Genomic DNA, 26,539 nt, shown 5'->3' with positions numbered 1-26,539 from the left:
TCCTCATCGGTCGGTTCGTGACGCCGTCTCCCGCACGGCCGCACAGGGCGTTACACTGTGACACATGACGCCTATTCGTCACAACCACTCGGACAGCGATCCCGTCCTCGACGCCGTACGCGACTGCGTGCTGGCGGTAGGGGTCCGGCGCACCACCCTGACCGACGTGGCCCGCCGCGCCGGCGTCTCGCGCATGACGCTCTACCGGCGCTGGCCCGATGTGCGCTCGCTGGTCGGCGACCTGATGACCCGTGAGTGGATCGACGTGGCCACCGGCTCCATGCCCCGACGGCAGCCGGGCCGGGAGGCGCGCGCCCTGATCGTGGACGGGCTGGTCGACGGGGTCGAGGCCTTCCGCGCCCACCCGCTCTTCCGCAAGATCGTCGACGTCGATCCCGAACTCCTGCTGCCCTACGTGCTGGACCGCCGCGGAGCCAGCCAGGAAGCCCTTCTGGATCTCCTCGCCGAGGCGCTGAAGGAGGGCCACGCCGACGGGTCGGTGCGGCAGGCCCCGACGAGGCGACAGGCCCGCGCCGTCCTGCTCGTGGTGCAGTCCTTCACCCTGTCGCTGCGGACCATGACCGACGAGGACGACCCCGAACTGACCGCCGCCGCCTTCCTCGGCGAGCTGCGCACCCTTCTGGAGAGGACCCTCGCGCCATGAGCCCCAGCAGCACTCCCTCCCGTCCGGCCGCCCCGGTTCCCGGGTCGTCGCTCTCCGCCGCCCGCCGACGCCGCGAACTGACCGAGGCCGTGGGCGGCGACGTGGTGGACGTCCTGGTCGTCGGACTCGGCGCCACCGGGGCCGGGGTCGCCCTGGACGCCGCCGCGCGCGGACTGAGCGTCGTCGCCGTCGACGCCCACGACCTCGCCTTCGGCACGTCCCGCTGGAGTTCCAAACTCATCCACGGAGGACTGCGCTACCTGGCCTCCGGGCAGCTCGACGTCGCCCACGAGAGCGCGGTCGAACGCGGGGTCCTCATGGGGCGCACCGCCCCTCACCTGGTGCGCGCCCAGCCCTTCGTGCTGCCCCTGACCCCGTTGGTGTCGCGTGGTCAGGCCTCCCTGGCCTGGGCCGGCTTCCGGGCCGGGGACACCCTGCGACTGGCGGCCCGCACCTCCCGCGCCACCCTGCCCGCACCGCGCCGGCTGTCCGCGGTCGAGGCCCGTCACCTGGCTCCCTCCGTACGCCCCGGCGGGCTGCGCGGCGGCCTGCTGTCCTGGGACGGCAGGGTGACCGACGACGCCCGCCTCGTCACCGCGCTCGCCCGGACCGCCGCCGCCCGCGGCGCGAAGATCCTCACCCGGGTCAGGGCCCTGGAACTCGGCGGGACCGGCGCCCGCGTCCGCGACGAACTCACCGGGGAGCGCGGCGAGATCAGGGCCCGCGCGGTGATCAACGCGTCCGGCGTGTGGGCGGGCGGCCTGGTCGACGGCATCGGCATCCGTCCGTCGCGCGGCACCCATCTGGTCCTGCGCGCCGACCTGTTCGGGCACCTGCCCACCGGACTGCACATCCCGATCCCGGGCGAGACCAACCGGTTCGTCCTCGTCCTGCCGCAGGACGACGGCCGGGTGTACGTGGGCCTGACCGACGAGCCGGTCGACGGAGGGATACCGGACGTGCCGGAGGTGCCCGAGTCGGACATCGGCTTCCTGCTGGACGTCCTCGGCTCGGCCCTGGACACCCCCGTGCGGCGCGACGACGTCGTCGGCGCCTTCGCGGGCCTGCGCCCCCTCCTGGACACCGTGCCCGCGGGGTCGTCGCAGACCGCCCGCACCTCCGACATCTCGCGCCGGCACGCCGTACTCACCTCCGGCGAAGGGGTGATCACCGTGGTCGGAGGCAAGCTCACCACCTATCGGCGCATGGCCCAGGACGCCGTGGACGCGGCGGTCGAGGTCCGCGGCCTCGATGCCGGTGCCTCGACCACCGCCTCCCTGCCCCTGGTCGGAGCGGCGGCTCCGCACCGGCTCGCCTCCCTCGCGGCCCCGGACCACCTGATCCGCCGCTACGGCGCCGAGGCTCCCGCCGTCCACGCCCTCGAGGCCCGCGACCCCCGGGGCGACGAACCCGTGGTGCCCGGACACCCCGTCACGCGGGCCGCCCTGCTGTGGGCCGTGCTGCACGAGGGCGCCCTGGACGAGGCCGACCTCCTGGACCGGCGCACCCGTATCGGCCTCGTGCCCGAGGACCGGGCCGCGGCCCTGACAGCCGCCCGCGAAGCGCTCGAGGCGGGAGCCGCCCAACCCGCCTGACGCCTCGTCACGAATGGCCCCCTGCGCGGACGGTGGGGCCGGTGCGCCGCAGCACTCTTGTGCCGGCACTCGTTCGTGCCGCCACGGTCTCGGTGCCGTTGCCGTTGCCGTGCCGTGCCGTGCCGTGCCGTGCCGTGCCGTGCCGTGCCGTGCGGTGCCGTGCCGTCGCGCCGCAGCCGTGCCGCCCGTCCTGACGTCCGGGCGGGTGCGGTTGATGCCTCAACTCCCTTTATTCCAAGGTCTGTTGTAGGGCGGACCTCATGAGCTACCGTCGGTAACACCTGGCGGTGACCCATCGGTAACACCGTGGCGCCCCGGCATCCCGCGCACCCATCTCCCGTACCTCCGGCACCTCTTGACGAAAGGCAGCCATGGAGAACTCCAGAGGCAACTCCGCATCAGGCCACGGGAACGACGCGGAGGCGGGAGGGGGCATCACTCGCCGGCGCGCCCTCACGGTCACCGGCGGAGTGCTCGCCGGAGCCGCCCTCGCCGCCCACGCCTTCCCCGCCTTCGGCGCCGAGTCGCAGGACGCCGACGCCATCGTGGTCGGCCACGGGCTCGCCGGACTCGTCGCGACCGCCGAACTCGCCGCGGCCGGACGGAAGGTGCTCCTCCTCGACCAGGAGCCGGAGACCGGCCTGGGCGGTCAGGCGTTCTGGTCCTTCGGCGGACTGTTCTTCGTGGACTCCGACGAGCAGCGGCTGATGGGAGTCAAGGACTCCCGTGACCTCGCCTGGCAGGACTGGCTCGGCAGCGCGGGCTTCGACCGGGGCGTCGGCGATCCGGCCGGACAGGACCACTGGGCGTACAAGTGGGCCGAGGCGTATGTGGACTTCGCCTCCGGTGAGAAGCGGTCGTGGCTGTCCGGCCTGGGCGTGCAGTGGTTCCCGGTCGTCGGCTGGGCCGAGCGGGGCGGTGGGCTCGCGGACGGGCACGGCAACTCGGTGCCCCGCTTCCACGTCACCTGGGGCACCGGTCCCGCGGTGGTCGAGCCGTTCGAGAAGAAGGTGCGCGCCGCGGTGGCGGCCGGCAGGGTCACCTTCAGGTTCCGGCACCGGGTCGACGGGCTCGTCACCACCGGCGGTGTCGTCACGGGCGTACGGGGAGCGGTCCTGGAACCCAGCGGCGCGGCCCGCGGGAAGCCCAGTTCCCGTACCGTCGTCGGGGACTTCGAACTGCGCGCCCCGGTCGTCGTCGTCACCTCCGGGGGCATCGGCGCCAACCACGACCTCGTACGGCAGAACTGGCCGGCCCGCCTCGGCACCCCGCCCAAGTTCATGGCCACCGGAGTGCCCGCGCACGTGGACGGCCGCATGCTGGCCATCACCGAGAAGGCGGGCGGCCGGATCGTGAACCCGGACCGGATGTGGCACTACACCGAGGGGCTGCGCAACTACGACCCGATCTGGCCCGGCCACGGCATCCGCATCCTGCCCGGTCCGTCGTCGATGTGGTTCGACGCGCGGGGCCGTCGCTTCGGCAGTCCCGACATCCCCGGCTACGACACCCTCCACACCCTCAAGTCGATCACCGACTCCGGCTACGACTACTCCTGGTTCGTCACCACGCAGAAGATCCTCGCCAAGGAGTTCGCGCTCTCCGGATCGGAGCAGAACCCCGACCTCACCAACAAGGACGTCTGGAAACTGCTCTCGCGGATCTGGCAGAGTCCGGAGCCCATCGAGAAGTTCAAGAAGAACGGCGCGGACTTCGTCGTCGCCACCACCCTCGCCGACCTCGTCACCGGGATGAACAAGCTCACCGGCGACAACCTCATCGACCGTGCCGATCTCCAGCGGCAGATCGAGGCGCGGGACCGCGAGATGGACAACCCGTACACGAAGGACGTCCAGGTCATGGGCATCCGCAACGCGCTCGCCTACGTCGGCGATTCGCTCAGCCGCACGGCCCCCGCCCACAAGATCCTGGATTCCGGTGCCGGGCCGCTCATCGCCGTACGGCTCAACGTCCTCACGCGCAAGACCCTCGGCGGCCTCCAGACCGACCTCTCGGGCCGGGTCCTGAACGCCTCCGGCAGCCCGGTCCCCGGCCTGTACGCGGCCGGCGAGGTCGCCGGCTTCGGAGGCGGCGGCGTGCACGGCTACCGCTCCCTGGAAGGCACCTTCCTCGGCGGCTGCCTGTTCTCCGGCCGGCAGGCGGGACGCGCGGCGGCGGCCGCCACCGCGACCTGACGGCCGACGGCCGGGGAGGAGCCGCGTGGCCGGCTCCTCCCCGGTGCCGAGGGTGGGCTCGCGCCCGGCTCAGTCCGAGGTGACACCCCAGTAGCCGATGAGCGCCGGCTCGCCATCGGCGTACAGGACCGTGCATCTGCCCTGCGAACGCCAGGGGAAGTCCAGCCGCTCGGAGTCCAGGGCCTCGTCCCATTCGGCGTAGGTGGGGTGTCCGTCGGGGGCCCAGGCCCGGATCTCCTCGTCCGTCAGAGGGCGCATGTACGGGCCGTCGCCGGAGTACGTGGCCTCGACCAGCTCGGGCTGGTCCAGGACGGTGCCGGTACCGCCGGTGAAGATGTACTCGTGCCACTCCGGGTCCCGCCACAGCTCTTCCACCGTCCGGCCGGGGAAGCCGTGGTCCTCCTCGGCCAGTTGTTCCTCCTGGGCCCGGCGGAACGCGGCCGCCAGATCCTTTTCGTACGGGCCCGTGTGTGTCCAGGCGTTGCCACCCATGCCGATCCGTTCCCCTCAGCTCATCGAGTCTGTCGGCGGGCAGCCTAGAAGAGGGCACTGACAGGGGGCCCGGTGCGCCCGCTGGTCCCGCCGCACCGTCCATTGGCGGCACGACCGGCGTGTGTCGGCCCTGACACCCCGGTCGGGGACCGGGTGGTGCCGAGACTGACTTCATGAGCGAAGAGTCCCCACCACATCCGCCACCGCCGCCCTCGGACGGGCAACGCGAACGACGCGAACGTCAGGAGACCGTCGTGATGGCGACCCTCACGGTTCTGGCCGGAGCGGTCGACGCGGTCAGCTTCCTGACCATGGGGCACGTCTTCACCGCGCTGGCCACGGGCAACGTGCTCTTCCTGTCCTTCGCCGTCGCCGGTGAGGGACAGGTGCCGGTGGCCCGGCCCGCGATCGCCCTGATCGCCTTCGTCCTCGGGGCCGCGACCGGAGCCCTGGCCACCAAGGGGCTCGTCGCACGACACCGGCACTGGTTCGCGGCCGCGCTGACCGTGGAGGGCCTGCTGCTGGCACTCGCGGGCGCGACAGCGCTGTGGCGGCACGGCTCCGGCTCCCTCACCGAGCACCCGGACAACCTGGTCATCGCCATGGTCGGCTTCGCCATGGGGCTGCGCGCGGACACCGCCCTGCGCGCGGCCGTCCCGGGCATGCCGACCCTGCTGGTCCAGGTCTCGCTGGTCCGCCTCATCCACGGACTCTCCGGGGCCGTTCCCGTGACCCCGGAGCGGCGGACGATCCGGGTCCGGCTCGTCGCGACCGTCGTCGGCATCTTCGCGGGTGGGGCTCTCGGGACCCTCATCACGCCGTGGGGCACGGGCCGCGCCCTGCTCGCCGTCGCGGCCGCGGTCCTGCTCATCGCCGTACTGAACGTGCTTCTGGCGCGGTATCACCGGCTCGCGCCGGAACTCATCGGCTGAACGCCCTCCGGGACAACCCCGCCCCGCGACGGTGCGACGCACACGACGCGGGGCGGGGCGGGCTGTCGCCGGTTCCGCGACCGGAACCTAGCCGCGCCAGGGACCCGTCACCGCGAACGTCGTTCCGGGCGTGTAGCAGTTCACGTACATCGTCTCGCCGTCCGGGGAGAACGTGACGCCCGCGAACTCGCCCCACTCCGGGGCTTCGGGGCTGCCGATGTTCTGGGCGCCGCGGGCCAGGGCGTAGACCTCTCCGCGCCGTGTCACGCCGAAGACGTGCTGGGCGCCGTTGCCGTCCTCGCAGACCATGAGACCGCCGCCGGGGGCGAGGCAGATGTTGTCCGGGGATTCGCCGGGCAGCTGGACGTCGGTGTCGGGGCCGAAGGCGATCACGAGGGTGAGCCGGCGTGCCGACGGGTCGTACCGCCAGATCTGGCCGTAGTGGTCGGCCGAGGATCCGTCGGCGCCCCGGGCGAAGGAGCAGACGAAGTACACGCAGGCGCCGCCCCAGTAGCAGCCCTCCAGCTTCTGCGCGTGCGTGATGCCCTTGGGTCCGAAGTCCTGGAGACGGACGGGTGTCGTGGTGGCCAGTGGATCCGGCACGTCCACCCATTCGACGCCGTGGAACGCCGTGCCGATCTCCTGGACGGAGGAGAGGTCCGGGACACCGGGGACGCGCATGGCCTGGAGCCGGCCTCCGGCGCGCAGTGAACCCGTCCCGCCTCGCGGCCTGTCGGGCAGGAAGCGGTAGAAGAGGCCGAAGGGCGCGAGAAACGCGTCCTCGGTCTCGTAGACCACGCCCCGTTCCGGGTCGACGGCGATCGCCTCGTGCTGGAAGCGCCCCATGGCCGTGAGAGGTACGGCACCGGTCCGACGCGGGTCCGCCGGATCGATCTCGAAGACGAAGCCGTGGTCCTTGGTGTAGCCGTTGGTCCCGGCCTTGTCCTCGGTCTCCTCGCACGTCAGCCACGTTCCCCAAGGCGTGGGCCCACCGGCGCAGTTGACCGCGGTGCCGGCGACGGCGACGCGCTCCGACAGGACGTTCCCCCGCCGGTCCAGTGTCAGGGCCGTACACCCGCCCTTGCCCGCCGGGTCGTAGGTGAGGCCTTCGACGGTGGGGACGGGGATCTTCGCGGTGACGCGGTTCTCGTGATTGCGGACCAGGTGGACGAGGCGCCTGCCGTCCCGGGACCGCCCGGCGAAGGCGGCCATCCCGTCGTGGTTGCTGGGCACCGGACCCTCGCCGGAGCGGAGCGGGTCGCCCTCGCGGGACAGGACGCGGTAGCGGAAGCCTTCCGGGAGGTCGAGCAGACCGTCCGGGTCGGGGAGCAGCGGGCCGTAGCCGCGGTGGCCGAGGGTCTGCGCGGCGGCGGTTCCCGCGAACAGTTCCGAGAGATTTCCCGCGAAGGCGAGGGAACCGCCCAACGCCGCCGTGCGAGCGATCATCTGTCGTCTTGTCGTGGAGGGGGTGTTCTCGGGCATGGGGCGACCTTCCTGTTGGCGGACAGGACTGTGACCCAGCTGTGTGTATCACGCGGGGGAGGTCGCCGGAACCACTCCCGTCATCGGGGTCACTCGTGCCTCCGGACTCGCGTGGCCGTGGGCACGGTTACCGAAGGGGCGCGACGACGGCATCGTCTGTGCAGGTCACGGCCCTGCATCGGGAGGGGGAGCGGTGCGTGGCCGAAGACCGGCGGCGGCTATTCTCCGCCTATGTCCCCAACCGCCGGGCCGCGTCCGCTGCGTGACGACCCGCGCACCGCCGACGTGGCCGCCCGCGAGGTCGTCCCCCTTCCCCTGGGCAAGGCACACGCCCTGCTCCGGGCGCTCGGCCCCCGGGAACGGGTGCTCGCGCTCTACCACCAAGGGCTCGGGTACGCGGCGCTCACCGAGGACGCGCTGATTCTCCTGAACGGGGAGGCGCCCGCGCGGGTCGCGCGGCCGCTGGTGATCCTGCGCCCCGCGTACGGGGCCGCCTCCCGCGTGGACGTGTCCGCGAACGGGCGGCGGATCACCGTGTGGGGGTCGGTGATCGACGTGTCCGGCAAGCTCCTGCGGGGGACCGGAACGGCGGTGCCGGTGTCCTCCGGCGACGATCCGAGCCTGGGGGAACTCCTCGGGGAGACGGCAGAACTCCTGTCCGCCGGCTCCTCCCCCCGACCCCGCCGTGCGGCCCGGTTGTCGGCATGGGCCCGCAGACGCCCCGTTCTCGCCTCCTTCGTCGCGGTGGCGACGGCCGCCGCCGTCTGGGGGGCGGGGCACGAGACGCCCGCCCGGGCGGGGGCCGTCTCCGTCAGCGTGTCGGACTTCAGGGGAAAGACGCTCGGCACGGCCGTCGCGCACGCCCGACGCCAGTCCTGGCGGACGGTGACGACGACCGATGCCTCCTCGGCCCACCGGCCGGTGAGGGCCTCGGAGTCCGGGTGGAGAGTCTGCTTCCAGACACCGTCCCGTGGTGCGACGGCCCGCCCGGCCACCGGCACGCTGACGCTCTACGCGGTCCCGGAGAAGGAGACGTGCCCGGCGAGGGCACTCGACCCGCGGCGGGCCGTCGTGCCGGACGTCGTCGGGAAGAGGTTCGACGAGGCCGCACAGGTCCTCGCGGGCGTGGGCATCGACTACCCGGCCCGCCGGCACGCCCACACGGGTCGGTACCTGGACGGCTCGTCGCACGACGTGGACGACTGGCGGGTGTGCCGGCAGGACCCGGAGCCCGGCCGCGAGGACGCGCTGCCCATCCCGACCGGCCTGTGGCTGATCGGCCCCGGAGACCCCTGTGCCAAGCCCAGCCCGAAGCCGAAGCCGAAGCCGAAGCCGAAACCGAAGTCCAGGTCCGAGTCGAAGCCGGGTACCGGTGGCACCAGCGGTTCCGGCACGTCGGGCGGCACTTCAGGCGGTGGTGCTTCCTCCGGTGGTTCATCCGGGACTTCGGGCGGTACCACCGGCGGCACCGGAGGGCAGTCCGGCATCGGATTCGGACAGTACTGCTCGCCCGTCGGCGCCGTCACGACCACCGCCGACGGGCGGCCCGCGAAGTGCTTCATGGGCAGGGACGGCAATGCCCGGTGGGGGTACAACTCCGGCTGATCCGGGCGGGGCCGGCCCGGATCCGGATCCGTCGTTGCCGGTGACCGGCAGTCCCGCGGGGGTTCTGTGTTCCGGGGCGTGACCTGCCGATGATCACCGGGGTCTGACTGACTGATGCCCGAACGCCGGGAACTTGGGAGTGGTTGTGCGGACGGTGGACACGCGGGCGCCGGAGCGGATACGACGGCGGGAGTGGCGGCGAGCGGCGGCCATGGCCCTGCTCGGCACAGCCCTGCTGGCGGTGGCCGGGGGACTGGGCGCCGCCGTTCCCGGACGGATCGCCACGGAACGGGCGTTCCTGGACGCCCGGCCGTGCGGAAGCGCGGCGGCGGCCGCGGGCCGGGACCCGTCCGACTGCCTGCGCACGATCCATGGCACGGTCCTGTCGGCCGAGAAGGCCAAGAGCGGCAAGGCGACGGTCTTCCGGGTGCGGCTCAGGCAGCCTGTTCCGGCTCCCGCCGATCAGCCCATGGACCTCGACGAGTACGGCGACCTGTCGGAACTCATCGAGCCCGGCGAGGAGGTGGACGTCACCACCTGGCGGAACGTCGACGTGTCCGTCGGCCAGGACGGGGTCCGCGAGACGCTCGACGGGTTGCCGGACGAGATGCCCAGCGTGTTCGTCGGGTTCGCCCTGGTCGCCGTCTGGTCGGCGGTCCTGTCCTTCGTAGCGGCGTTCGGCGGCGTCCGGCGGGCGCGGCGGCTCGCCGTGGGGAAACCCGTCGTGGCGCGGATCTCGTTCGGCAAGGTGCAACTCTTCGGTGTGGCGGTCCTGCCGGTCCTCAGCGCGATGTGCGCGGGCCGGCTCTGGGACACCTGGACGTCCGCCGTCATGACGGTGGTCCTCTGCGCGGCGACGGCGATACCCGTCACCGTTCTCGCCCTGCGCTGGGACCGGGACCCCTCCCCGGCATCGCCGTCGGACGGGCGACTCGACGCCGAGCCCAGCCGCTCCGGCTGACGTGGCGTGCGGCGGCCTTTGTGGCACCGGCCGACGGCCGACCTGAGGCTTCGCCCGCTGTTCCGGCCTTCGGCACGCGGTGTCGTCCGGCAGCGGCCGCCCGCCGTCACCGCCCCCGATGCCGGGTGCGTCGCTTCAACGCCTGGCTCGCGGTGGGGAGTTCCTCGTGCACCAGCCGTCCCAGCATCGCGCCGCCGAAGACGACGACGCCCACACCGACCAACCAGGACTGGACGACCAGCACGGTGCCGAAGGGGCCGTAGGTGACCGCGCTGGACGCGATCAGGGGGGAGAAGACGAGACGCGAGAACCCCCGGAGCCCGAGCAGCCCGAGCGCCGTCAGGACCGCGCCGGGCAACAGGGCGCCCAAGGCGATGCCTCCCCCGAGCAGCATCCACTGGGACCACCAGAAGAACAGGACGGCGCTCAGCGTCGCTGTCAGTGTTCCGGCCGCAGAGTGACGCCACAGTGTGGTCGTCGCGGTCACGTAGAGAGTTCCGACGAGGACGGCGAGCCACACCACCTGGCGCCATCTCGCGTACCAGCGGGCCGGAGCCAGGTCCCAGATCTTCTCGTAGCCGGTCTGTACCGCCGCGCCGAAGCTGAGGCCGAAGACGGCGAGCGCCGCGAGACCGAAGGCGGTCGTGGTCTGCAGTACCTGGCCGGGCCGCGCGAACAGTTGCGCGACCTGCAGCCGGGCGGCCCTGGACACACCGAGCCCGTCCCCCAGCCATTCGGCGAAGCCCCGCCCGTGCGCCGGATCGGCGGCGGAGACGACGACCAGGAGGGGGACCAGGGTGAGGAATCCGAGCGCCGCGAAGCCCAGCGACCGCTGGCCCAGCTCGATCTCCCTGCTCCGTCGCCAGCCCCGGCCGGCGGGCGAGTCGCGCAGGACGCGGACCAGCCGTGCGGACACGGGCCCGCGTTCGTGGGGGCCGTGGTCGGGATCGAGTTCGGGGTCGGGGTCGGGCGGAGCCTTCTTGGGCATGCAGGTCGCTTATCACGGATGGAGCCCTCGCCGACAGCCCGCAGGGGGTGTCGTAGCGGCACGCCTCCGGTGGATCTCGACGGCGGACGGCCCGGGCGCACCCGGCCGGACGGGGAGCGTCCGGCCGGGTGCGGGGTTCCCTGAGGTGGCGTCAGCCGAGGGCGAACTTCTGGGCGGCCGATCCGTTGCAGTCCCAGATCCGCAGGCGGGTGCCGTTGGCGGTGGCGCCGTCGGGGGCGTCGAGGCAGCGGCCGGACTGCGGGTTGAGCAGTGAGCCGTCGGCCTGCTGCTGCCAGACCTGACCGCCGGCCGCGTTGCAGTCCCAGAGCTCCACCTGGGTGCCGTTGGCGGTGCCGTCGCCGTTGATGTCGAGGCAGCGGCCCAGGGTGTGCAGCCGGCCGTCCGAGCTGTGGAACCAGTGCTGGTCGACCGCGTACGACTGGCAGGACCACAGCTGTACGGCGGTGGCGTTGGACCCGTTGTCGTCCCCGGCGACGTCGGCGCAGGTGCCGCCCGGACCGATGACGGGCGCGCCCGCGGCGACGGTGAACTTCTGGGCGGCCGATCCGTTGCAGTCCCAGATCCGCAGGCGGGTGCCGTTCGCGGTGGCGCCGTCGGGAGAGTCGAGGCAGCGGCCCGACTGGGGGTTGAACAGCGAGCCGTCGGCGCGCTGCACCCACTTCTGGCCTCCGACCCCGTTGCAGTCCCACAGCTCGACCTGGGTGCCGTTGGCGGTGCCGTTGCCGATGACGTCCAGGCAGCGGCCGATGGTGACGAGGGAGCCGTTGGCGTTGTGGGTCCAGTGCTGGTCCTCGGCGTAGGACTGGCAGTTCCACAGCTGTACGGCGGTGCCGTTCACCCCGGTGTCGTCCGCGGCGACGTCGGCGCACTGGTTGCCGGGGCCGGTGATCGTGCCCTGCGGGCCGTTCGGGACGTTGGTCTGGCCGGAGTAGCCGACCGAGACGATGTTCGTCTGCACGGCGTTCTCGGCCGCGTCGGTCGGATAGCCGGAGACCATGACGCCCTCGAAGAAGGTCCCCATGTTCCAGTTGCTGTTGTCGCCGCCGGTGCCCAGGATGATGCCGCCCTCCTGCCGCATCGGCCGGTAGCCGCCCCGAGAGGGCAGGGCCCCGTCCCACCAGGTCGTCAGGCCGCCCGACTGGGAGTTGCCTCCCTTGAGCGCGTAGGTGGTCTGCCCGTTGTTCTTGAGGACGGCCGTCACGTACGTGCTGCTGTTGCCCTTGTTCGCGGTGTTGGAGCCGTTGTCGCCCTGGAACATGCCGTTCTCCAGGTCGGCCTCGACCCAGGGGCCGGAGCCGCTGCAGGGGGCGAAGTAGCAGGTGGTGGCGATGGACACGGCGTCCATGTGGCCGTTGCCCGTGTCGGCGGGCGTGGCTTCGGCGTTGCCGTAGTCGAAGCAGCAGGCGGAGCCGACGTGGGTACCGCTGGCGACCATGTAGGCGCCTTCCGGCTGTCCGTTCACGGCGGTGCCCGACGCGGCACCGTGCGAGCGGTAGCCGACGCCGGGGGAGATCCAGATCCCGTACACCTTGTGGCCGCCCGCGACGACCGACAGCTCACCGGCGTCCGCGCCTCGGTCGGCACCCATTCCGGCCGTGCCCGCCGGACCCGGGAACAGGTCGTTGTGGCGGGACGTCTGGTCGTACACGACGGAGATGCTGCACGTGCTGTTCGCGCAGAAGGTGTCCTGCCGGCCGGCGTTGGCGTAGCCGCCGGCCGACAGCGGCCCGATGCCGGTGGTCGCGCCGTCGGACGCGCGGGTCACCTGGTAGAGCGGGCCGTTGTACGCCGAGAAGAGCGCGCGGGTGGAGCTGTGGGCGGCGACGCACGGGGTGCCTGCGGCGGCGTAGATGTCGCAGGGTCCCGATCCCGCCGCCTGGGCGACGCCGGGCAGACCGACCAGGAAGGTCACCAGGAGACCGAGGGCGGCGGCGACGCAGAGCAGGGCGTGCCGCGGTCGGCGTGGTCGGGGTACCGGCCCGGCCGCCGGGGAGGGGAAGAGACGCGAGGAGGCAGATCTTCTTCTGCGCATGTGTGCTCCCAGGGTGGAGGGTGGAGCTACAACTCGCCCTCAGGACAGCCGAGTTCAGGCTGCCTGGCGACTGTGACGGAAGTTACGCGCGCTGGTCGATTGCGTCAATATTTGTTGCTTTTCTTTTTTGTCTACCCTTCTCGATGTCCGAACGTGTGGCTTTGGGTGGCCCGCGGCAGGCGTGGGGGCCCGTCCCGCCGATGCCTCCTCCGCGCCCGGGGTGCCTGCGCGGACCCGGGCGTACGCGGTGGTGCCGACGGTTGTCGCCGACCACCACCGGCGCGGCTCCCGGCGGCCGGTCCTCCCGTCGTGGCCGGATCCTCCGTCGCCCCCGCTCTCCGCGGTGGTCGTGAACCCCGATGAGGCCGTCGGAAATTGAAAAGGCGACGACGACCGAAAAGTGCCCCCTCCGCTCGGCCCGAGTGTTTTTGAACTGCCCCCTGTGAAACTCTCGGTCGAGGCCGAGTAACACCCATGGAGGGGAAACACGTTGTCGCCCACCACGGGATCCGAACGGCGGTCCCCGAACGTCCTCACGCCGTCCAGTGACGAATCCCTGACCGCCGAATGGGCCGGTGGAAAGGGGAAGAACCTGCACGCCCTGACCCTTTCCGGATTTCAAGTACCACGCTGGTCGATCATCGGGCTGGACGTATTCGCGGAATTCCGGCGCGGCGGCGGGCTCGACGAGCCCCTGGCCCGCCTGCTCTCCCGCGGCGGGCCAGGGGCCCGGCGGGCCGCCGCCGAGATCGCCCGGCTGATCGAGACCGCGCCGATGGACGACCGCGTCGTGGACGCCATCGGGCTGGCCTACGGGCTGGCCGGCGGCGGCGCGGTGGCCGTCCGGTCGTCCGGCGCGCAGGAGGACGGCGCACGGCACTCGTTCGCCGGCCAGTTCGACAGCTACCTCAACATCCGCGGACTCGACGAGGTCATCGCCCACGTCCGGCGCTGCTGGGCCTCGGGATTCTCCGAGCGCTCCCTGAACTACCGCGCCCAGCGCCGGCTGCCGCCCAACCCCGGTGGCGTCGCCGTCGTCGTCCAGCGCATGGTGGCCGCCGAGCGCAGCGGCGTGCTCTTCACCGCCGACCCGATGACCGGCCGCGCCGACCGCCATGTCGTGAGCGCCGTCCACGGACTGGGGGAGGGGCTGGTCTCCGGCGCGGTCGACGCCGACACCGTCGTCCTCGACGCCGCCACCGGGGAGCCCCTGACCACGGTGATCGGCGACAAACGGGAGCGCTACGACGCCGGACCGGGATCCGGCTGCCAGGTGTCACCGGTCGCCGACGCGGACCGCGCCGCACTGTCCCTGACCGCCGCCGACCTCTCCCGGCTGCACGAGACCGGGGTCCGCGTCACCGCCCACTACGGAGCCCCCCAGGACATCGAGTGGGCCATCGCCGGGGACACCCTCTGGATCCTGCAGAGCCGCCCGGTCACCACCCTCGCCGCGGTCACCGCCCACCCCCGGGCCACCGGCCCCGCGCCGGGCGGTCTCGGCGGAGAGCCGCGGCTCTGGGACAACTCCAACATCATCGAGAGCTTCAGCGGAGTGGTCTCCCCGCTCACCTACAGCTTCGCCGCCGACACCTACGCGAAGGTGTACGACAGCTACGCCCGCGCCCTGGGCGTCCGGGGCGAGCGACTGCGCGAGGTCCGCGAGTGGACTCCGTACCTGCTCGGCTATGTCCACGGGCGGGTCTACTACAACCTGTTCCACTGGTACCGCATGGTGCGCCTCGCTCCTCTGTACCCGCTCAACCGGCGCGTGCTGGAGAAATCCCTCGGCGTCACCGAGAGCATTTCCGACGAGCTCGCCGACACGCTCCATCCGTTCGCACCCCGGTCCGGGCCGCGCAGTCGGCTCTCCCGCCTGCGGCGCACGGTGATCTTCGCCTGGAGATTCCTCACCGTGCGGAAATCCATGGAAATGTTTCACCGAGATTTCTATCGGGCGTACGAGGTATTCAACAAGGTCGACTACGACGCACTGCCCGGCGACGAGACCTGCCGTCGATTTCGGCGGCTGCAACGGGAACTCATCGAGAAATGGGGTCCCCTGCAGACCCTGGACGCGACGATCCTGCTCTCCGTCGGACTCCTCGCCCTGCTCACCCGCCGATGGCTCCCGGAGGCGCCCGAGTGGTTCACCTGGGCCGCCGCGGCCCCGCGCGGCGCGGTGGAGTCCGCCGAACCGGTGTGGGCCCTGCGCGAGTTGGCCGCACAGGCCCGCGCCGACACCGGGATCCGCCACCTGCTGGAACACACCCCCGACTCCGAGACCCACGCGGCACTGCGCGACGCCGGCCACACCCGGTTCCTCGCCGCCGTCGACGCGTACACCGCCGCATACGGCTACCGCAGCCCCGACGAACTCAAGCTGGAGGTCCCCGACCTGCACGAGAACCCGGCAGGCGTGTTCACCCTGCTGCGCGCCGCACTCCCGGACACCACGGAGAAGAGCGAGCCCGACCGCGGCGGAGAGGCCGACGCCCACCTCGACGAGCACCTGCGCGGACCGCGCCGATTCGTGTACGAGCGGGTGCGGAACAAGGCCCGGACAGCACTCGCCGACCGGGAACGGCTGAGGTTCTGCCGCACCCGCGCCTTCGGAGCGGCCAAACGCATGCTGCGCGGCATCGGCCGCGACCTGGCGCGCGCCGGGGCCGTCGACGCCTGGGACGACGTGTTCATGTTGCGCCTGGAGGAGGTCCTCGGCGCCTACGAGGGCACGATCGCCCACACCGAAGTGCGGGACCTGGTCGCGCTGCGCCGCCGACGACTGGCCGCCGACGCCGAACTGCACGCCCCCTCCCGCTTCACCACGCGCGGCGCCCCGTACTGGTCCGGCAACCTGGAACGGGCCGGCTGGAGCAGCGGTCCGGCCGCCCCCAGCGGTGCCCGCGAACTGCGCGGCGTCCCCTGCTGCCCCGGCGTCGCCGAGGGCCTTGCCACGGTCACCGACACCCCGCGCGACATCGGCGGCGGCATCCTGCTCGCCTACCGCACCGACCCGGGCTGGGTGACCGCGCTGCCCACGGCCGCCGCGCTCGTCATCGAGCGCGGCAGCCCGCTCACCCATGTAGCCGTCGTGGCGAGGGAGTTGGGAATCCCGACGGTGGTCCAGGTCAAGGGCGCCACCACCGAGATCCGCACCGGCGCCAGGCTGCGCGTCGACGGGGCCGCCGGGACGGTCACCGTACTCGCCGACCCGCCCGGCGACAGCCCGCCCGCCGCTCCGGACCGCCCCCGAACGGAGACACCCCAGTGATCCTCACCGAGGACCGGCTCCAGGACCTGCTCGACAAGTCCCTCGCCGAACTGCCCCACGGTCCCGACTGGGCCGTGACCCTGGAGGGCTCCATCGCGGAGGGATTCGGCAACCCTTCCTCCGACATCGACTTCCTGCTCGTCGGCCGCTCCGAGGCCGACCTGCCGACCATGCCCTCCCTCCTGTTCGTGGACGGCCGGCGGGTGGAGATCCGCACCCGCTCGGTGCGTCAACTCGCCGAACAGTTGAGGGCGGTGGAGGCGGGCGCCGCCCGGCCCGGCCGGCTCTCCGAGGATCTCCTCAACCGCTGCCAGCGGATCCTGCACAGCCACCCGCTGCGCGGCCACCCCCTGATAGCCGAGGTGAAGGCCGCGCTGCCCGCCGAGCGGTTCCGCCGGATCACCGCCGACTGGTGGGCGCACCGGGCCCGTCAGTCCCTGCGGCACGCGACGGCCCTGCTGTGCCTCGGGGAGAGCGCCGAGGCCGCCGACTGGACCCGCGCGGGACTCGTGCAGAGCGTCAAGTCCTGGGCGGCAGACCTGGGGGAGACCTACCTCGAACCCAAGTGGCTGTCCATGCAACTGGACCGGACCGGCCGGACGGACGTACGCGACCGCTACTGGGAACTGGAAGCGGCCATGCCCGGCGCCGACGACACCGCGGCCGTCCAGGACCACCTGACCGCCTGCCTCGACTTCGCCGAGGAGCTCGGACTCAGCCGCCTGCCCCGGAAACCGGAGCGGCTCACCGTCGAACGCAGGGCCGCGGTCACCACCTGGCAGATCGGGGAGCGGGTCCATGTGATCCGCGGCCGGCGCGACGTGTTCGCCCTGGGCGACGACGCCGGAGCGGTCTGGCGCTCCCTCGTCCTCGGGCGGTCGCTGTCCCGGGTACTGGCCGACGCCGCCGACACCGGCGTCACCGACTCCGGCCGGCTGCTCGCCGCCTTCCTGCGCTACGGGCTGGTCCGCCTCGCCTGGAAGGGCGGCGGCACCGTCGCTCCCGCGCTGCCGCTCGCCGCCCCGCCCGGCCCCGTCACCCCGCCGCCCTCCGCCGCGCGGCCGCTGCTGTCGGTGCGCGGCGCGACCGTCGGCGGGCCCCGCGCCGTCGATCTGATGCCCCTGCCCGCCGACCGGTTCGCCGCCGCCGCCATGGCCCTGGTGTGGTCCAACGTGGTCGTGGAGAACGCCGTCGAGGATCTGACCGGCGCCCTGCGCCGCGGCCAGTGGCGGGTCGCCGAACTCACCGCCCGCCGCGCCGTGCACGCCGCCCTGCGCGGACTGGCCAGCGCCCACGGCGTCCACCCGCTGCCGGCCGACTCGGACCTCGTACGCCGCACCGACCTGCTGCCGCCCGGCCCCAGGGCGATCGGGGCGCGCGCCGGGGAACTGCTGCTGCGCGGCGTGGACTCGGCGGACGACGGGGACGCCCTCCTCGCGGAGCTGCGCTCCTACATCTCCCTGGTACGCGGCGCCCAGGGATCCGACTCCTTCCCGCTCTCCTTCGACTCCGCGGACTCCTGGCGGGCGACCCTGCGCCTCGGCCACGACTGGCTGCGCCTCGGCGCCCACCTCGGTGCGGAGCTGCCCATCGAGGAAGCCCGCGACCTGCTGGCGGGGAACGGAGCCCAGCCGCACCAGGCCCTGTGACGGCCCCCGATCCGGCCCCGGACAACACCGACCCGACCTACCGCGCGGAGGATCCCCTCATGTCCGATCCGATGACGGTCCTGGTGACCGGCGCCAGCGGTCACGTGGGCACCGAGGTGACCGCCCGGCTCACTGCCGTGGGCCACACCGTGCTCGCGCTGACCCACCGCAACGGCGACCTCGTCCGCAACAACGGCAGAAGGCTGACCCCCGGTCCCGGCACCCTGACCCGGATCACCGGCGACATCACCCGCCCCGGCCTCGGCCTGAGCGACGACGACCGACGGGTCGCGGCGGCCGCCGACAGGATCGTGCACTGCGCCGCCGTCACCGACTTCGGACTGCCGGACAACCGGTACGACCGCGTCAACGTCGACGGCACCCGGCACCTCCTCGACCTCGCCGTGTCCGGCCGCACCCCGCTCGTCCACGTCAGCACCGCCTACGTGTGCGGGGAACGCGACGGCATCGCCCGCGAGGACGAACTCGACGTCGGCCAACGCCCCGGCAACGGCTACGAGAAGAGCAAACTGGCCGCCGAGACCCTGGTCCGCAAGGCCGCGGCGGACGGCCTGCCCGTGACCGTGGTGCGCCCGACCGTCGTCACCGGCGACTCCCGCACCGGCCGCGTCCGTGACCTCAAGACCATCTACCCCGTGCTCCGGGTCCTGACCAGGGGCCTGCTGCGCACCGTGCCCGGCCACCACGACGCCGTCCTCGACCTCGTTCCGGTGGACCGCGTCGCCGACCTGGTGACCGGGGCCGCCACCCGTTTCCAGGACGTCGCGGGCCACACCCTGCACGCCGTCGGCCACGAGCTGACCCTGCGGGACATCTCCGACGTCCTCGCCGAGTACCCGTCCCTCCGGGTACCCCGGTTCGTCCCCCCGTCCGCCTTCGCCGCCGCGGACCTGCCCGACCATGAACGCCCCTACTACGACCGCGTCGTCTCCCTGTACGCCACCTACTTCCGGCGCCGGATCCGCTTCGACGACACCCGGGCCGCGCTCCTCGGCCGCAGGCCGGCCCCCACGGGCGCCCGGCCCTACCTGCGCCGCCTCCTCGGCCACTGCCTCGCGACCGGCTACCTCGGCCCGGCCCCGCGCACCCGGCCGGCCGCCGCCCGACCCGACGGGAGCACCCACCGATGACCCTCGCCCACCTCGCGGAGCCCACGCACGGCATCCCCGTCTCCCCGCTGCTCACCCTTAACCCCGACAAGCGGGCGCTGTACGGCGCCGACACCTACTACCAGGAGAGCCACGGACAACTCGCCGCCCTCACCGACGACATCACCGGTTTCGCCCACCGGCACGCGGCGCTGCTGCTGAAACCGGACGCCGTAGTCGCCCGGAGACTCGGCGCGGCCGTGGACTGGCTGAGCGACCGGGGTTACCGGATCGTCGGAGCGGCCGTCACCCGGCTGACCCGCACCATGATCCGCTCCCTGTGGTACTTCCAGTGGAACCTCGCCACCCCGTACCGCAGGCGCCTGGCCGCGCTCTTCCTGGAGGACGCCGACGCCCTGGTCCTGCTGGTCCGCCCCGACCACGACCCGGACATCCCCGCCTCGGTCGAACTCACCCGGCTCAAGGGCCCCACCGACCCAGGCGCCCGGCGGCCCGGCCAGCTCCGCCACCTCCTCGGCAACTACAGCTACCTGCTGAACCTGGCCCACACACCCGACGAACCGGCCGACGTCCTAAGGGAGTTGGCCGTCCACTTCGACGCCTCCGCACGCGAGCGCCTGTTCCGCTCGGCCCTCGCCGACGAGGACCGCACCGCGGACGCCCTGGAGCTGACCGGCCGGCTGTACGCCCGCACCGAGCAGCGGGACCTCGCCCTCGACCCCGCCGTCGCCCGACTGCGCGACGCCGTCTCCCGGCACCGGGGCGCCGACCCCACGGCCACCCCGCGCACGCTCCTGGAGACCGCGTGGGACCGGGGCATCGACCTCGACCCCTGGGACACCGTCATCGTCGGCTCCCAGGTGCTCCCCATGCGAGAACCCGGCCGCGCACCCGTCCTCGACGGGGCCGACGCGAGCGCCTGGCGCCGTCACCTGGAAACCGTCCGCGCCACCCCGAGCTGAGGAGCGGCCCATGCAGTTCACCCGGACACTCCCCAAGGAACTGGTGCACCGCTCCGCGGTCGCGGAGGTCTTCCTGACCGACACCGAACGCCACGACGAGGACGAGCTGCTGCTGGCCGCGCGGCTTCCCCGCCGCCACGCCTTCTACGACGACAGCCTGACCCCCCGTACCCACCATGACCCCCTCATGCTGCTGGAGGCCTGCCGGCAGGGCATCTTCGTGGTGGCCCACCGCTACCTCGACGTCCCCCTGGGCCACAAGTTCCTGCTGCGAGCGGTCGAGTTCGAGGTGCCGGACCCCGCCGCGCCCACCCGCGACGACCGACCCACCGAAGCGCTCATCACCACCCGCGTCGAGCGCCGCTTCCGCGGCCGGACCGGACTGACGGGCCTGCGGCTGCGGTTCACCCTGACCGTCGGCGCGCACGTGGCCCTGCTGGCCCACATCACCTACTCCTGGATGCCCCCGCGGGACTGGACGAAGCTGCGGTCGGTGCAACGCGGCACGCTCGGCCTGCCCGAGGTGCCCGTCGCGCTGCGCGGACCCCGCGTCGAGCCCGCCCTCGTCGGCCGGCGCACCCCCGTCAACACGGTCATCTCACCGCCGCGCACCGCGAACGACGGCGCCCGCACGGCACGCCTGATCGCCGAGACGACGCACCCGACCCTCTACGACCACTGGGTGGACCATGTGCCCGGCATGCTGGAACTGGAGGCATTCCGTCAACTGGCCCTGCGCGCGGCGGCCGAGGCCGGCACCGTCCGCGCCTCCACCGCCCTGCCGGTCGCCCTGGCCGCGCGGTTCCGCCACTTCGCCGAGATGGACCTGCCTCTGGAGTGCCGGACCGCTCCGGTCGTGCCCGGAGCCGACATCGAGTGCACCCTGCGCCAGCCCGGCAGGCTGGCGGCCGAAGCCCGGATCAGACTGGCCGACCCGGACCCGGCTGGCGGGGGACGGGCCCTCCCGGCGTCCGCCCACGATGCCGCATGAGCCCGGCCCCCCGGCACGCGTCCGGCCGACGGCCCCCGGCGACGGCCGCCGTCACCGTCTCGCGGGTACCCGCGAGGCTGGGCCGCTTCGTGCTGACCAGATTCACGCCACACCTCTACGCCACCTACGGACTGCTCTGGGTCCTCGCGCTCGAGGGTTCGGCGTCGGCCGCGTCCGGCACGGTCTGGCGCCCCTCCGGCGCCACCTGGGCGCGCGTCGTCACCGTCGTCCTGGCGCTGCTGTTCCTGCGGATGCTGGACGAACGCAAGGACCTCGCCCACGACCGCGTCCACCACCCCGACCGGCCGCTCGTCACCGGGGCGATCATCGCGGGTGAACTGAGCGGCGCGATGACGCTGATCACCGTGGTGGTGACGGGCCTGAACGCCGCCCTGTCCACCGCCGCGGTCCTGCTGATCCTCGCCACCCTCGCGTACGGGCTGTTCCTCGCCGTACTGGAACGGCGCTCATCCGCGGTACGCGACCGGCAGTTGCTCAACCTGGCGGTCACCTACCCGGTGCAGGTGCTGCTCGGCTGCTATGTGTACGGATCCCTCGTCGCGGCCGGGACGGTGGCCGCCGACCGGCGCGGTGCCGTCCTGCTCGGCCTGTGCGCCTGTGTCTTCCTGCACTTCGAGTTCGCCCGCAAGACGGCCTGGGAGACGCCCCCCGGAGCCCGCCTGTACTCGACGGACCTCGGACCGCGACGCAGCGCCGCGGTCACCGCGGGCCTCGCGGCCGGGGCCGTCGGCTGCCAGATCCTGCTGTTCGCCCCGCGGGGCCCGTCGGGACTGCTGCCCTGTGCCGCCCTGCTCCTCCCCGCCTGGGGCACCCGGCGGTTCCTGGCCGCGGGGCGTGGCCCGTTCCCGACGGCGGCGGCGACCGCCTTCGTCGTGACCACCCACCTCGGACTGGCCGTCCGGGCCGTGCTGCCGTCATGACCGACGAACAGCGGCTTTCCTGCGAGGAGTTGCTGACCACCACGCGGTGTGTACGGCGTGGCCTGGACCTGGACCGCGCGGTGGACCCGGAACTGGTGAAGGACTGCCTGCGCGTCGCCCTGCAGGCACCGAGCGGAAACAACCGGCAGAACTGGCGCTGGATCCTGCTCACCGATCCGAAGATCCGCGCGGACGTCGCCGAGGTGTACCGGGCCGCGTTCCACGACCGCCACGCCGCGCGACCGGAGCGGCCGACGGCGCCGTCCGGGGCGGCACGCACCGTGATCACCGACGCCCGGGCGCTGGCCGACCGGCTGCACCGGGTGCCCGTCCTGGTGATCCCCTGTCTCGAAGTGCCCGACGGGGAACTGCCGACGGGCAACCAGGCAGGCCTGTGGGGGTCGTTGCTGCCCGCGGCCTGGAACTACGCGCTGGCCGCCCGCAGTCGGGGTCTGGTCACCGCCTGGACCTCGGTCCACCTGGACCGCGAGCGGGAGGTCGCCGACCTCCTGGGTCTGCCGCCCACGGTGCGCCAGGGCGCGCTGCTCCCGACGGCCCACCCGCTGCGCCCGACGTTCCGGCCGGGACCACGACTGCCGCTGGAGCGGGTCCTGCACCACGACGGCTGGCAGGGCGCCTGACCTGCCTGCGGCCGCGCTCCCCGGCGGTGACGCGGCTCACCGGCACTCGGCCGCACGAACTCGCCCGCCGAGGGATAGCGGCGGGAGACTCATCGCGTCGTGATGGGTGCCAAGAAGGGGAGGGCCGAGGATGGCGTCGAATCACGACGAGTTCCGGGAGTTCGTAGCGATGCGCTCCACCGCGCTGCTGCGGCTCGCGGTGCTGCTCACCGGCGGGGACCAGCACGCCGCGGAGGACCTGCTGCAGATCGCGCTGATGAAGGCCTACGGGCGCTGGGGGCAGATCGAACAGCCCGAGGCGTACGTCCGCCGGATCCTGTACCGCCAGCAGGTCAACCGGTGGCGGCTGCGCAGACACCGCGCCGAGACGACCGTGCCCGTACTGCCCGAACCCGACAGGGACGCGGGCGCCGAGCCGGACTCCGAGCTGCGGATCGCGCTGTGGGCGGCGCTCGGGCACCTGACGAAGCGGCAACGGGCCGTGGTCGTCCTGCGCTACTTCGAGGACCTGCCGGAGGGCGAGGTCGCGACGCTGCTGGGCTGCCCGGTCGGCACGGTGCGCAGTACGGCGTACAGGTCGCTCGCCAAGCTACGGGCGCTTGTGCCCGAGCTCGCACCAGAAGGTCCCCCGGAACAGGTGCGGCCGCTCAACTACGCGTCGAAGGGAGTCCAGGCATGAAGACGGAACAGGTGGAGGAGAAGGTCCGGGCGACGCTGCGCGCGGTCGCCCTGGACGGGGTACGGGCGCCCGCGGACCTGGCCGAGAAGGTGGTGCGGCGGCACGGCCGGCGCCGCTTCTCGCAGGCGGCGGGGGTGACCGTGGCCGTCGCCGCGATCTCCGCCGGGGCGGTGTTCGGCTTCGGGGGCGGTGGAGCGGGCGACCACGACCGGCCCGCGCGGCCCGCGGTGTCGCCGCAGGGCTGGAAGCCGTGGCAGAGCGACGTCCCGGGCGGCAGCGACTACGGCTGTGTGGTGGACGGGTCCGCGCTGTACTGCGGCGGATCCAAGTACGACGCCGCGAAGTTCGACGCCAACACCGGCGAGCGGCTGTGGACTGTGAAGGTCAATCGCGAGGGCGACGGACTCCGTGGCCCGATCGCGGTGCGCGACGGTGTGGTCTTCGCCTACCGCAACCACACCGCGAAGAACCTGCCGAGCGGCGACTACATGGGCGGCACCGACCTGATGGCGGTGGACGCCGGCACCGGCGCCGTGCTGTGGAAGGTCAGGATGCCGCAGGACGACCGAACGCCCCAGGCCGCCATGCTCATCAAGGGCGCGGTGCTGGCGAACACCCCCTCGCTCCGCACGATGTCGGCCCTGGATCCGCGGACCGGCAAGGTGATGTGGAGTCACACCTGGGCCAAGGGAACCATCTGTCAACGGGCGGTGCTGGAAGGGGTGCCGCATCTGGCATGCATGCGGGACGCCGAGAAGCCGGACCACACGGATGTCCTGCGCCTCGATCCCGCCACGGGACATGCCGAGAAGGTCACGACACTTCCCGGCGGGCAGCAGCTCATCGGGACCTCGGGGAACCGGATGGTCCTGGCCGCGGCGAGGGAACCGGGCTCCAAGGACCTGAAGCTGACCGTCATCGACGGGTCCGGGGAGCAGACCTCACGTTCCTGTCGGTCGGAGCGGAAGCCGGCGAAACTGGATGTCGTCGGTGATCACCTGATCTCCGTGTCGTGGAAGGGTGAGGCCTCGGCCTGTTCGCTGACCACGGGGAAGAGGCTGTGGACCGCCCCAGCGGGCTTCGAGCTGTCCGAGAAGGACATGGCGGTGGGCAACATGGCGCCTGCCGTGGTGTCGGCGACGCGGGGGGTCGTGTACCTCTTCGGCCCGGGCGGAGATCTGTCCGGCCTCGATCTGCGCACGGGTGAGCAGGTCTGGCACCGTCACATCGAGACCGGTGAACCGAGTTCGGGGAACATCTTCGAGGGTTCGCCCCAGGTCCTGCTCTACGAGGACGTGCTGGTCGCCCGGAGCGGCAGCAAGATCGTCACCCTTCTGCCGGGCAACGACGACTGACCGGAAGGGGCGCCGGCCGGGGCGGCGTCTCCGCCCCGGCCGACGCCCGACCTGCTGTGGAGAGGGGGGTGTCGTAGCCGGAGCGGTAGGAGTACCGGGTCGGGGCTTGTCCGGCCCCGGTCAGGAGCTCAACCGCCCGCGGGCTGTCCTCGGACACCCCTGAGGGCGCGTTCGTAGCGGCGACGGCAGAAGCGTTGTGCGACCAGGAGCAGTGGGAACAGGAGCCGCCGGATTCCCCTGGGAGCGGGCGCGGTCAGGGAACGCAGGGTCAGGGTGACCCGGCCGTCGGGGGCCCTGCGCACGATGAAGGCCTCCTCGCCGGACACGGGGTGACCCGGCAGCGTCCCGTAGGCGAAGCCCCGCGTGTCGGGTGTGTCGACGACGGCGACGACGCGGACCGGCTCGTGAACGGCCAGAGGCCCCCACGCCGCCGTGATCCTGTAGTACGCGCCTTCGCCGACGCGAGCGCCGGCGCCCCGCAAGGGCGTGACCTCGAAACCGCTGCGGCGCTTCACACCCCAGCGCAGGAGCGCGTCGGACACGGCGTCCCAGTCCAGGTCGCCCCGCCCGACGACGACGGTCCGCTCATGGCGCCGGTGGCCCGGAATCCCTCCGGACCACACGGCGTCACCGGGGCGCGTGGCGCCGCTCGGAGCGTAGGTGAGGGTGTCGGCCGACGGTACGGGGCCGGGAGGCGCGGGTCGGTCCGACGGCACGGGAACTCCTGACGCGCGAGAGACGCGGCCGGCCGTGAGCGCGCCGCGGGCCGCGTCGTGACCCGGCACACGGACGTCTCTCAGGTGACGACCGCCGATGGACCAAGGATGTCATCCTGGGCCCCGGCGTACCGCGGACGGGAAGCCTGGGGCCCGCTGCCGGTCAGCCGACCGTCGGGCTGGGCGTCGGGGACGTCGTGTTCACCTTCAGGTCGGGCCGCGCGGTCAGCACGACGACCGGGGCGCCCGGCGGCGGCGGGGGCGGCGTGAGCTGGTCCTTCGGGAGGCTCGGCGCGGCGTTCTGCTGGGCCAGTACCTGGCCGAAGTTGATGGTGCCGGTCTTCTCCATCATGGTGATGTGGTCGAGGACCGTGTCGTTGGCGAGGTTCGCGAGCTTCCGCACGAGCGAGTTCTCGGTGGTGGCACGGACCTTGGCGATGGGCGGGAAGATCTGGCCGTGCGTCACGCGCATGATGTTGGCGGCCGTCGTGTCGAACTGCTTGCCGGACTGGGCGACGGCGGTCGCCACGAACTGCTGCTGTTGCGGCGAGGCCTGGTTGGGCAGCGTGATGTTCAGCTCGACGGCGATCTGGCGGCACATCTCGTCGAGCCGGGCGTGGCCCACGATCAGATGCTTACCGGCTTCGCGCATCTCCGGCGTCGAGCCCTTCTTCAGCGCGATCTCGCCCAAGGGGTACTCCCAGAGCCCGGCCGCCCGGACCTTGACGACGAAGTCGCGGTCCATCTCGGTGAGCGGGCCGTAGCGCGTGTTCGCGATGACGCGGGTGGGCGAGCTGGACGTGTTCTGGACGCCCAGCATCGTGGGATAGGCGATCGCGCTGAGGGTCAGAATCAACGCGCCGCCCACGAAGATCGTTCCTGCCAAGTTGCGTGAGACGGGCATGATGCCTCCTGACGTGACCATCCGATACGGCAAGAGGTACGGACGAGACGGGCCGATTGATCATTTGAGCCGGGTGAAACTTGCGTTCTGCCATGTGTTCTGCGTCACAGTCGGATGGGTGCGGTGCGGGGAGAGCGCCCCGGCGCGGGCCGTGGCCGTGCGATCGGGCGAGGTCACGCGCGACTCCCGGCGCGGCGACTCGCCCCCGGCGGCGACGGACGCGTGTTCGCTGTCACTCGACGGCGGAGCGACGCCACGCCCGGAGGGGGTCGGTGCCGCGGCGGACCGGTGGGACGCCTGGCGCAACCGCCGGGAGTCGGTGAGGGGCCT

21 protein-coding genes are annotated in these 26,539 nt (G+C 72.6%); 15 read left to right on the top strand and 6 right to left on the bottom strand.

Annotation, left to right across the window (positions count from 1 at the left end; translation table 11 throughout):
- The first annotated feature begins 64 nt into the window (after positions 1–64).
- The 3 genes from ACFYW7_RS25005 (at position 65) to ACFYW7_RS24995 (ending at position 4,454) form a co-directional block, all read left to right on the top strand.
- Positions 65–664, top strand: a complete 600-nt coding sequence (locus ACFYW7_RS25005) for a TetR/AcrR family transcriptional regulator (RefSeq protein WP_389506016.1) — start codon at positions 65–67, stop codon at positions 662–664.
- Entirely contained in the window at positions 661–2,259 is a 1,599-nt protein-coding gene (locus ACFYW7_RS25000; RefSeq protein ID WP_389506014.1) for a glycerol-3-phosphate dehydrogenase/oxidase, read from the top strand. Before ACFYW7_RS25005 ends, ACFYW7_RS25000 begins: the two co-directional genes overlap by 4 nt.
- Positions 2,260–2,630: 371 nt before the next feature.
- On the top strand, positions 2,631–4,454 hold the full coding sequence (locus tag ACFYW7_RS24995; RefSeq protein ID WP_389506012.1) for an FAD-binding dehydrogenase: 1,824 nt from the start codon (positions 2,631–2,633) through the stop codon (positions 4,452–4,454).
- Between the two features lie 69 nt (positions 4,455–4,523).
- On the opposite strand, the gene ACFYW7_RS24990 is transcribed toward ACFYW7_RS24995, so the two are convergent.
- Complete coding sequence (locus ACFYW7_RS24990; RefSeq protein ID WP_389506010.1) at positions 4,524–4,946, bottom strand: hypothetical protein; 423 nt, start codon at positions 4,944–4,946, stop codon at positions 4,524–4,526.
- Positions 4,947–5,203: 257 nt separating this feature from the next.
- Between ACFYW7_RS24990 and ACFYW7_RS24985 the strand changes: the two genes are divergently transcribed.
- Positions 5,204–5,878 (top strand): YoaK family protein, encoded by a 675-nt coding sequence (locus ACFYW7_RS24985; RefSeq protein ID WP_389506449.1) that lies wholly within the window; start codon positions 5,204–5,206, stop codon positions 5,876–5,878.
- A gap of 87 nt (positions 5,879–5,965) precedes the next feature.
- Here the strand turns inward: ACFYW7_RS24985 and ACFYW7_RS24980 are convergent, their stop codons facing one another.
- Complete coding sequence (locus ACFYW7_RS24980; RefSeq protein WP_389506008.1) at positions 5,966–7,360, bottom strand: alkaline phosphatase PhoX; 1,395 nt, start codon at positions 7,358–7,360, stop codon at positions 5,966–5,968.
- Between the two features lie 231 nt (positions 7,361–7,591).
- Between ACFYW7_RS24980 and ACFYW7_RS24975 the strand changes: the two genes are divergently transcribed.
- Together ACFYW7_RS24975 and ACFYW7_RS24970 are read left to right on the top strand one after the other, a co-directional pair.
- The gene (locus ACFYW7_RS24975) at positions 7,592–8,965 is read left to right on the top strand and encodes a hypothetical protein (RefSeq protein WP_389506006.1); all 1,374 of its coding nucleotides are present in this window, start codon (positions 7,592–7,594) and stop codon (positions 8,963–8,965) included.
- 145 nt (positions 8,966–9,110) lie between these two features.
- Positions 9,111–9,926: a hypothetical protein gene (locus ACFYW7_RS24970; protein WP_389506004.1), complete on the top strand. Its 816-nt coding sequence runs from the start codon at positions 9,111–9,113 to the stop codon at positions 9,924–9,926.
- A 106-nt stretch (positions 9,927–10,032) separates the two neighbouring features.
- Here ACFYW7_RS24970 and ACFYW7_RS24965 read toward each other — a convergent pair whose 3' ends face one another.
- On the bottom strand, positions 10,033–10,914 hold the full coding sequence (locus tag ACFYW7_RS24965) for a ribonuclease BN (RefSeq protein WP_389506002.1): 882 nt from the start codon (positions 10,912–10,914) through the stop codon (positions 10,033–10,035).
- Positions 10,915–11,065: 151 nt separating this feature from the next.
- Positions 11,066–12,967 (bottom strand): arabinofuranosidase catalytic domain-containing protein, encoded by a 1,902-nt coding sequence (locus ACFYW7_RS24960; RefSeq protein WP_389505999.1) that lies wholly within the window; start codon positions 12,965–12,967, stop codon positions 11,066–11,068.
- Between the two features lie 490 nt (positions 12,968–13,457).
- Between ACFYW7_RS24960 and ACFYW7_RS24955 the strand changes: the two genes are divergently transcribed.
- From ACFYW7_RS24955 to ACFYW7_RS24915, 9 genes are all read left to right on the top strand, one after another.
- Entirely contained in the window at positions 13,458–16,241 is a 2,784-nt protein-coding gene (locus ACFYW7_RS24955) for a phosphoenolpyruvate synthase (RefSeq protein WP_389505997.1), read from the top strand.
- Complete coding sequence (locus tag ACFYW7_RS24950; protein WP_389505995.1) at positions 16,238–17,890, top strand: hypothetical protein; 1,653 nt, start codon at positions 16,238–16,240, stop codon at positions 17,888–17,890. Before ACFYW7_RS24955 ends, ACFYW7_RS24950 begins: the two co-directional genes overlap by 4 nt.
- A gap of 59 nt (positions 17,891–17,949) precedes the next feature.
- The gene (locus tag ACFYW7_RS24945) at positions 17,950–19,041 is read left to right on the top strand and encodes an SDR family oxidoreductase (RefSeq protein WP_389505993.1); all 1,092 of its coding nucleotides are present in this window, start codon (positions 17,950–17,952) and stop codon (positions 19,039–19,041) included.
- Complete coding sequence (locus ACFYW7_RS24940; RefSeq protein ID WP_389505991.1) at positions 19,038–19,982, top strand: nucleoside-diphosphate kinase; 945 nt, start codon at positions 19,038–19,040, stop codon at positions 19,980–19,982. The genes ACFYW7_RS24945 and ACFYW7_RS24940 overlap by 4 nt, the downstream gene beginning before the upstream one ends.
- Positions 19,983–19,992: 10 nt before the next feature.
- Positions 19,993–20,973 (top strand): ScbA/BarX family gamma-butyrolactone biosynthesis protein, encoded by a 981-nt coding sequence (locus ACFYW7_RS24935; RefSeq protein WP_389505989.1) that lies wholly within the window; start codon positions 19,993–19,995, stop codon positions 20,971–20,973.
- Entirely contained in the window at positions 20,970–21,914 is a 945-nt protein-coding gene (locus ACFYW7_RS24930) for a hypothetical protein (RefSeq protein WP_389505987.1), read from the top strand. The genes ACFYW7_RS24935 and ACFYW7_RS24930 overlap by 4 nt, the downstream gene beginning before the upstream one ends.
- Positions 21,911–22,555, top strand: a complete 645-nt coding sequence (locus ACFYW7_RS24925; protein WP_389505985.1) for a nitroreductase family protein — start codon at positions 21,911–21,913, stop codon at positions 22,553–22,555. The genes ACFYW7_RS24930 and ACFYW7_RS24925 overlap by 4 nt, the downstream gene beginning before the upstream one ends.
- A gap of 130 nt (positions 22,556–22,685) precedes the next feature.
- On the top strand, positions 22,686–23,234 hold the full coding sequence (locus ACFYW7_RS24920) for a SigE family RNA polymerase sigma factor (RefSeq protein WP_389505983.1): 549 nt from the start codon (positions 22,686–22,688) through the stop codon (positions 23,232–23,234).
- Entirely contained in the window at positions 23,231–24,589 is a 1,359-nt protein-coding gene (locus ACFYW7_RS24915) for a PQQ-binding-like beta-propeller repeat protein (protein ID WP_389505981.1), read from the top strand. Before ACFYW7_RS24920 ends, ACFYW7_RS24915 begins: the two co-directional genes overlap by 4 nt.
- A gap of 128 nt (positions 24,590–24,717) precedes the next feature.
- On the opposite strand, the gene ACFYW7_RS24910 is transcribed toward ACFYW7_RS24915, so the two are convergent.
- Both ACFYW7_RS24910 and ACFYW7_RS24905 read right to left on the bottom strand, forming a co-directional pair.
- Entirely contained in the window at positions 24,718–25,305 is a 588-nt protein-coding gene (locus ACFYW7_RS24910) for a DUF1990 family protein (protein WP_389505979.1), read from the bottom strand.
- Positions 25,306–25,468: 163 nt separating this feature from the next.
- Positions 25,469–26,209 (bottom strand): DUF4142 domain-containing protein, encoded by a 741-nt coding sequence (locus ACFYW7_RS24905; protein ID WP_389505977.1) that lies wholly within the window; start codon positions 26,207–26,209, stop codon positions 25,469–25,471.
- Positions 26,210–26,539: the final 330 nt, after the last annotated feature.

It is taken from the genome of Streptomyces sp. NPDC002580 (assembly GCF_042889485.1).
In the GTDB taxonomy this organism is placed as follows: domain Bacteria; phylum Actinomycetota; class Actinomycetes; order Streptomycetales; family Streptomycetaceae; genus Streptomyces.
Note: the sequence above shows the minus strand (reverse complement) of the source record. Positions and strands in the feature narration are given on the sequence as shown.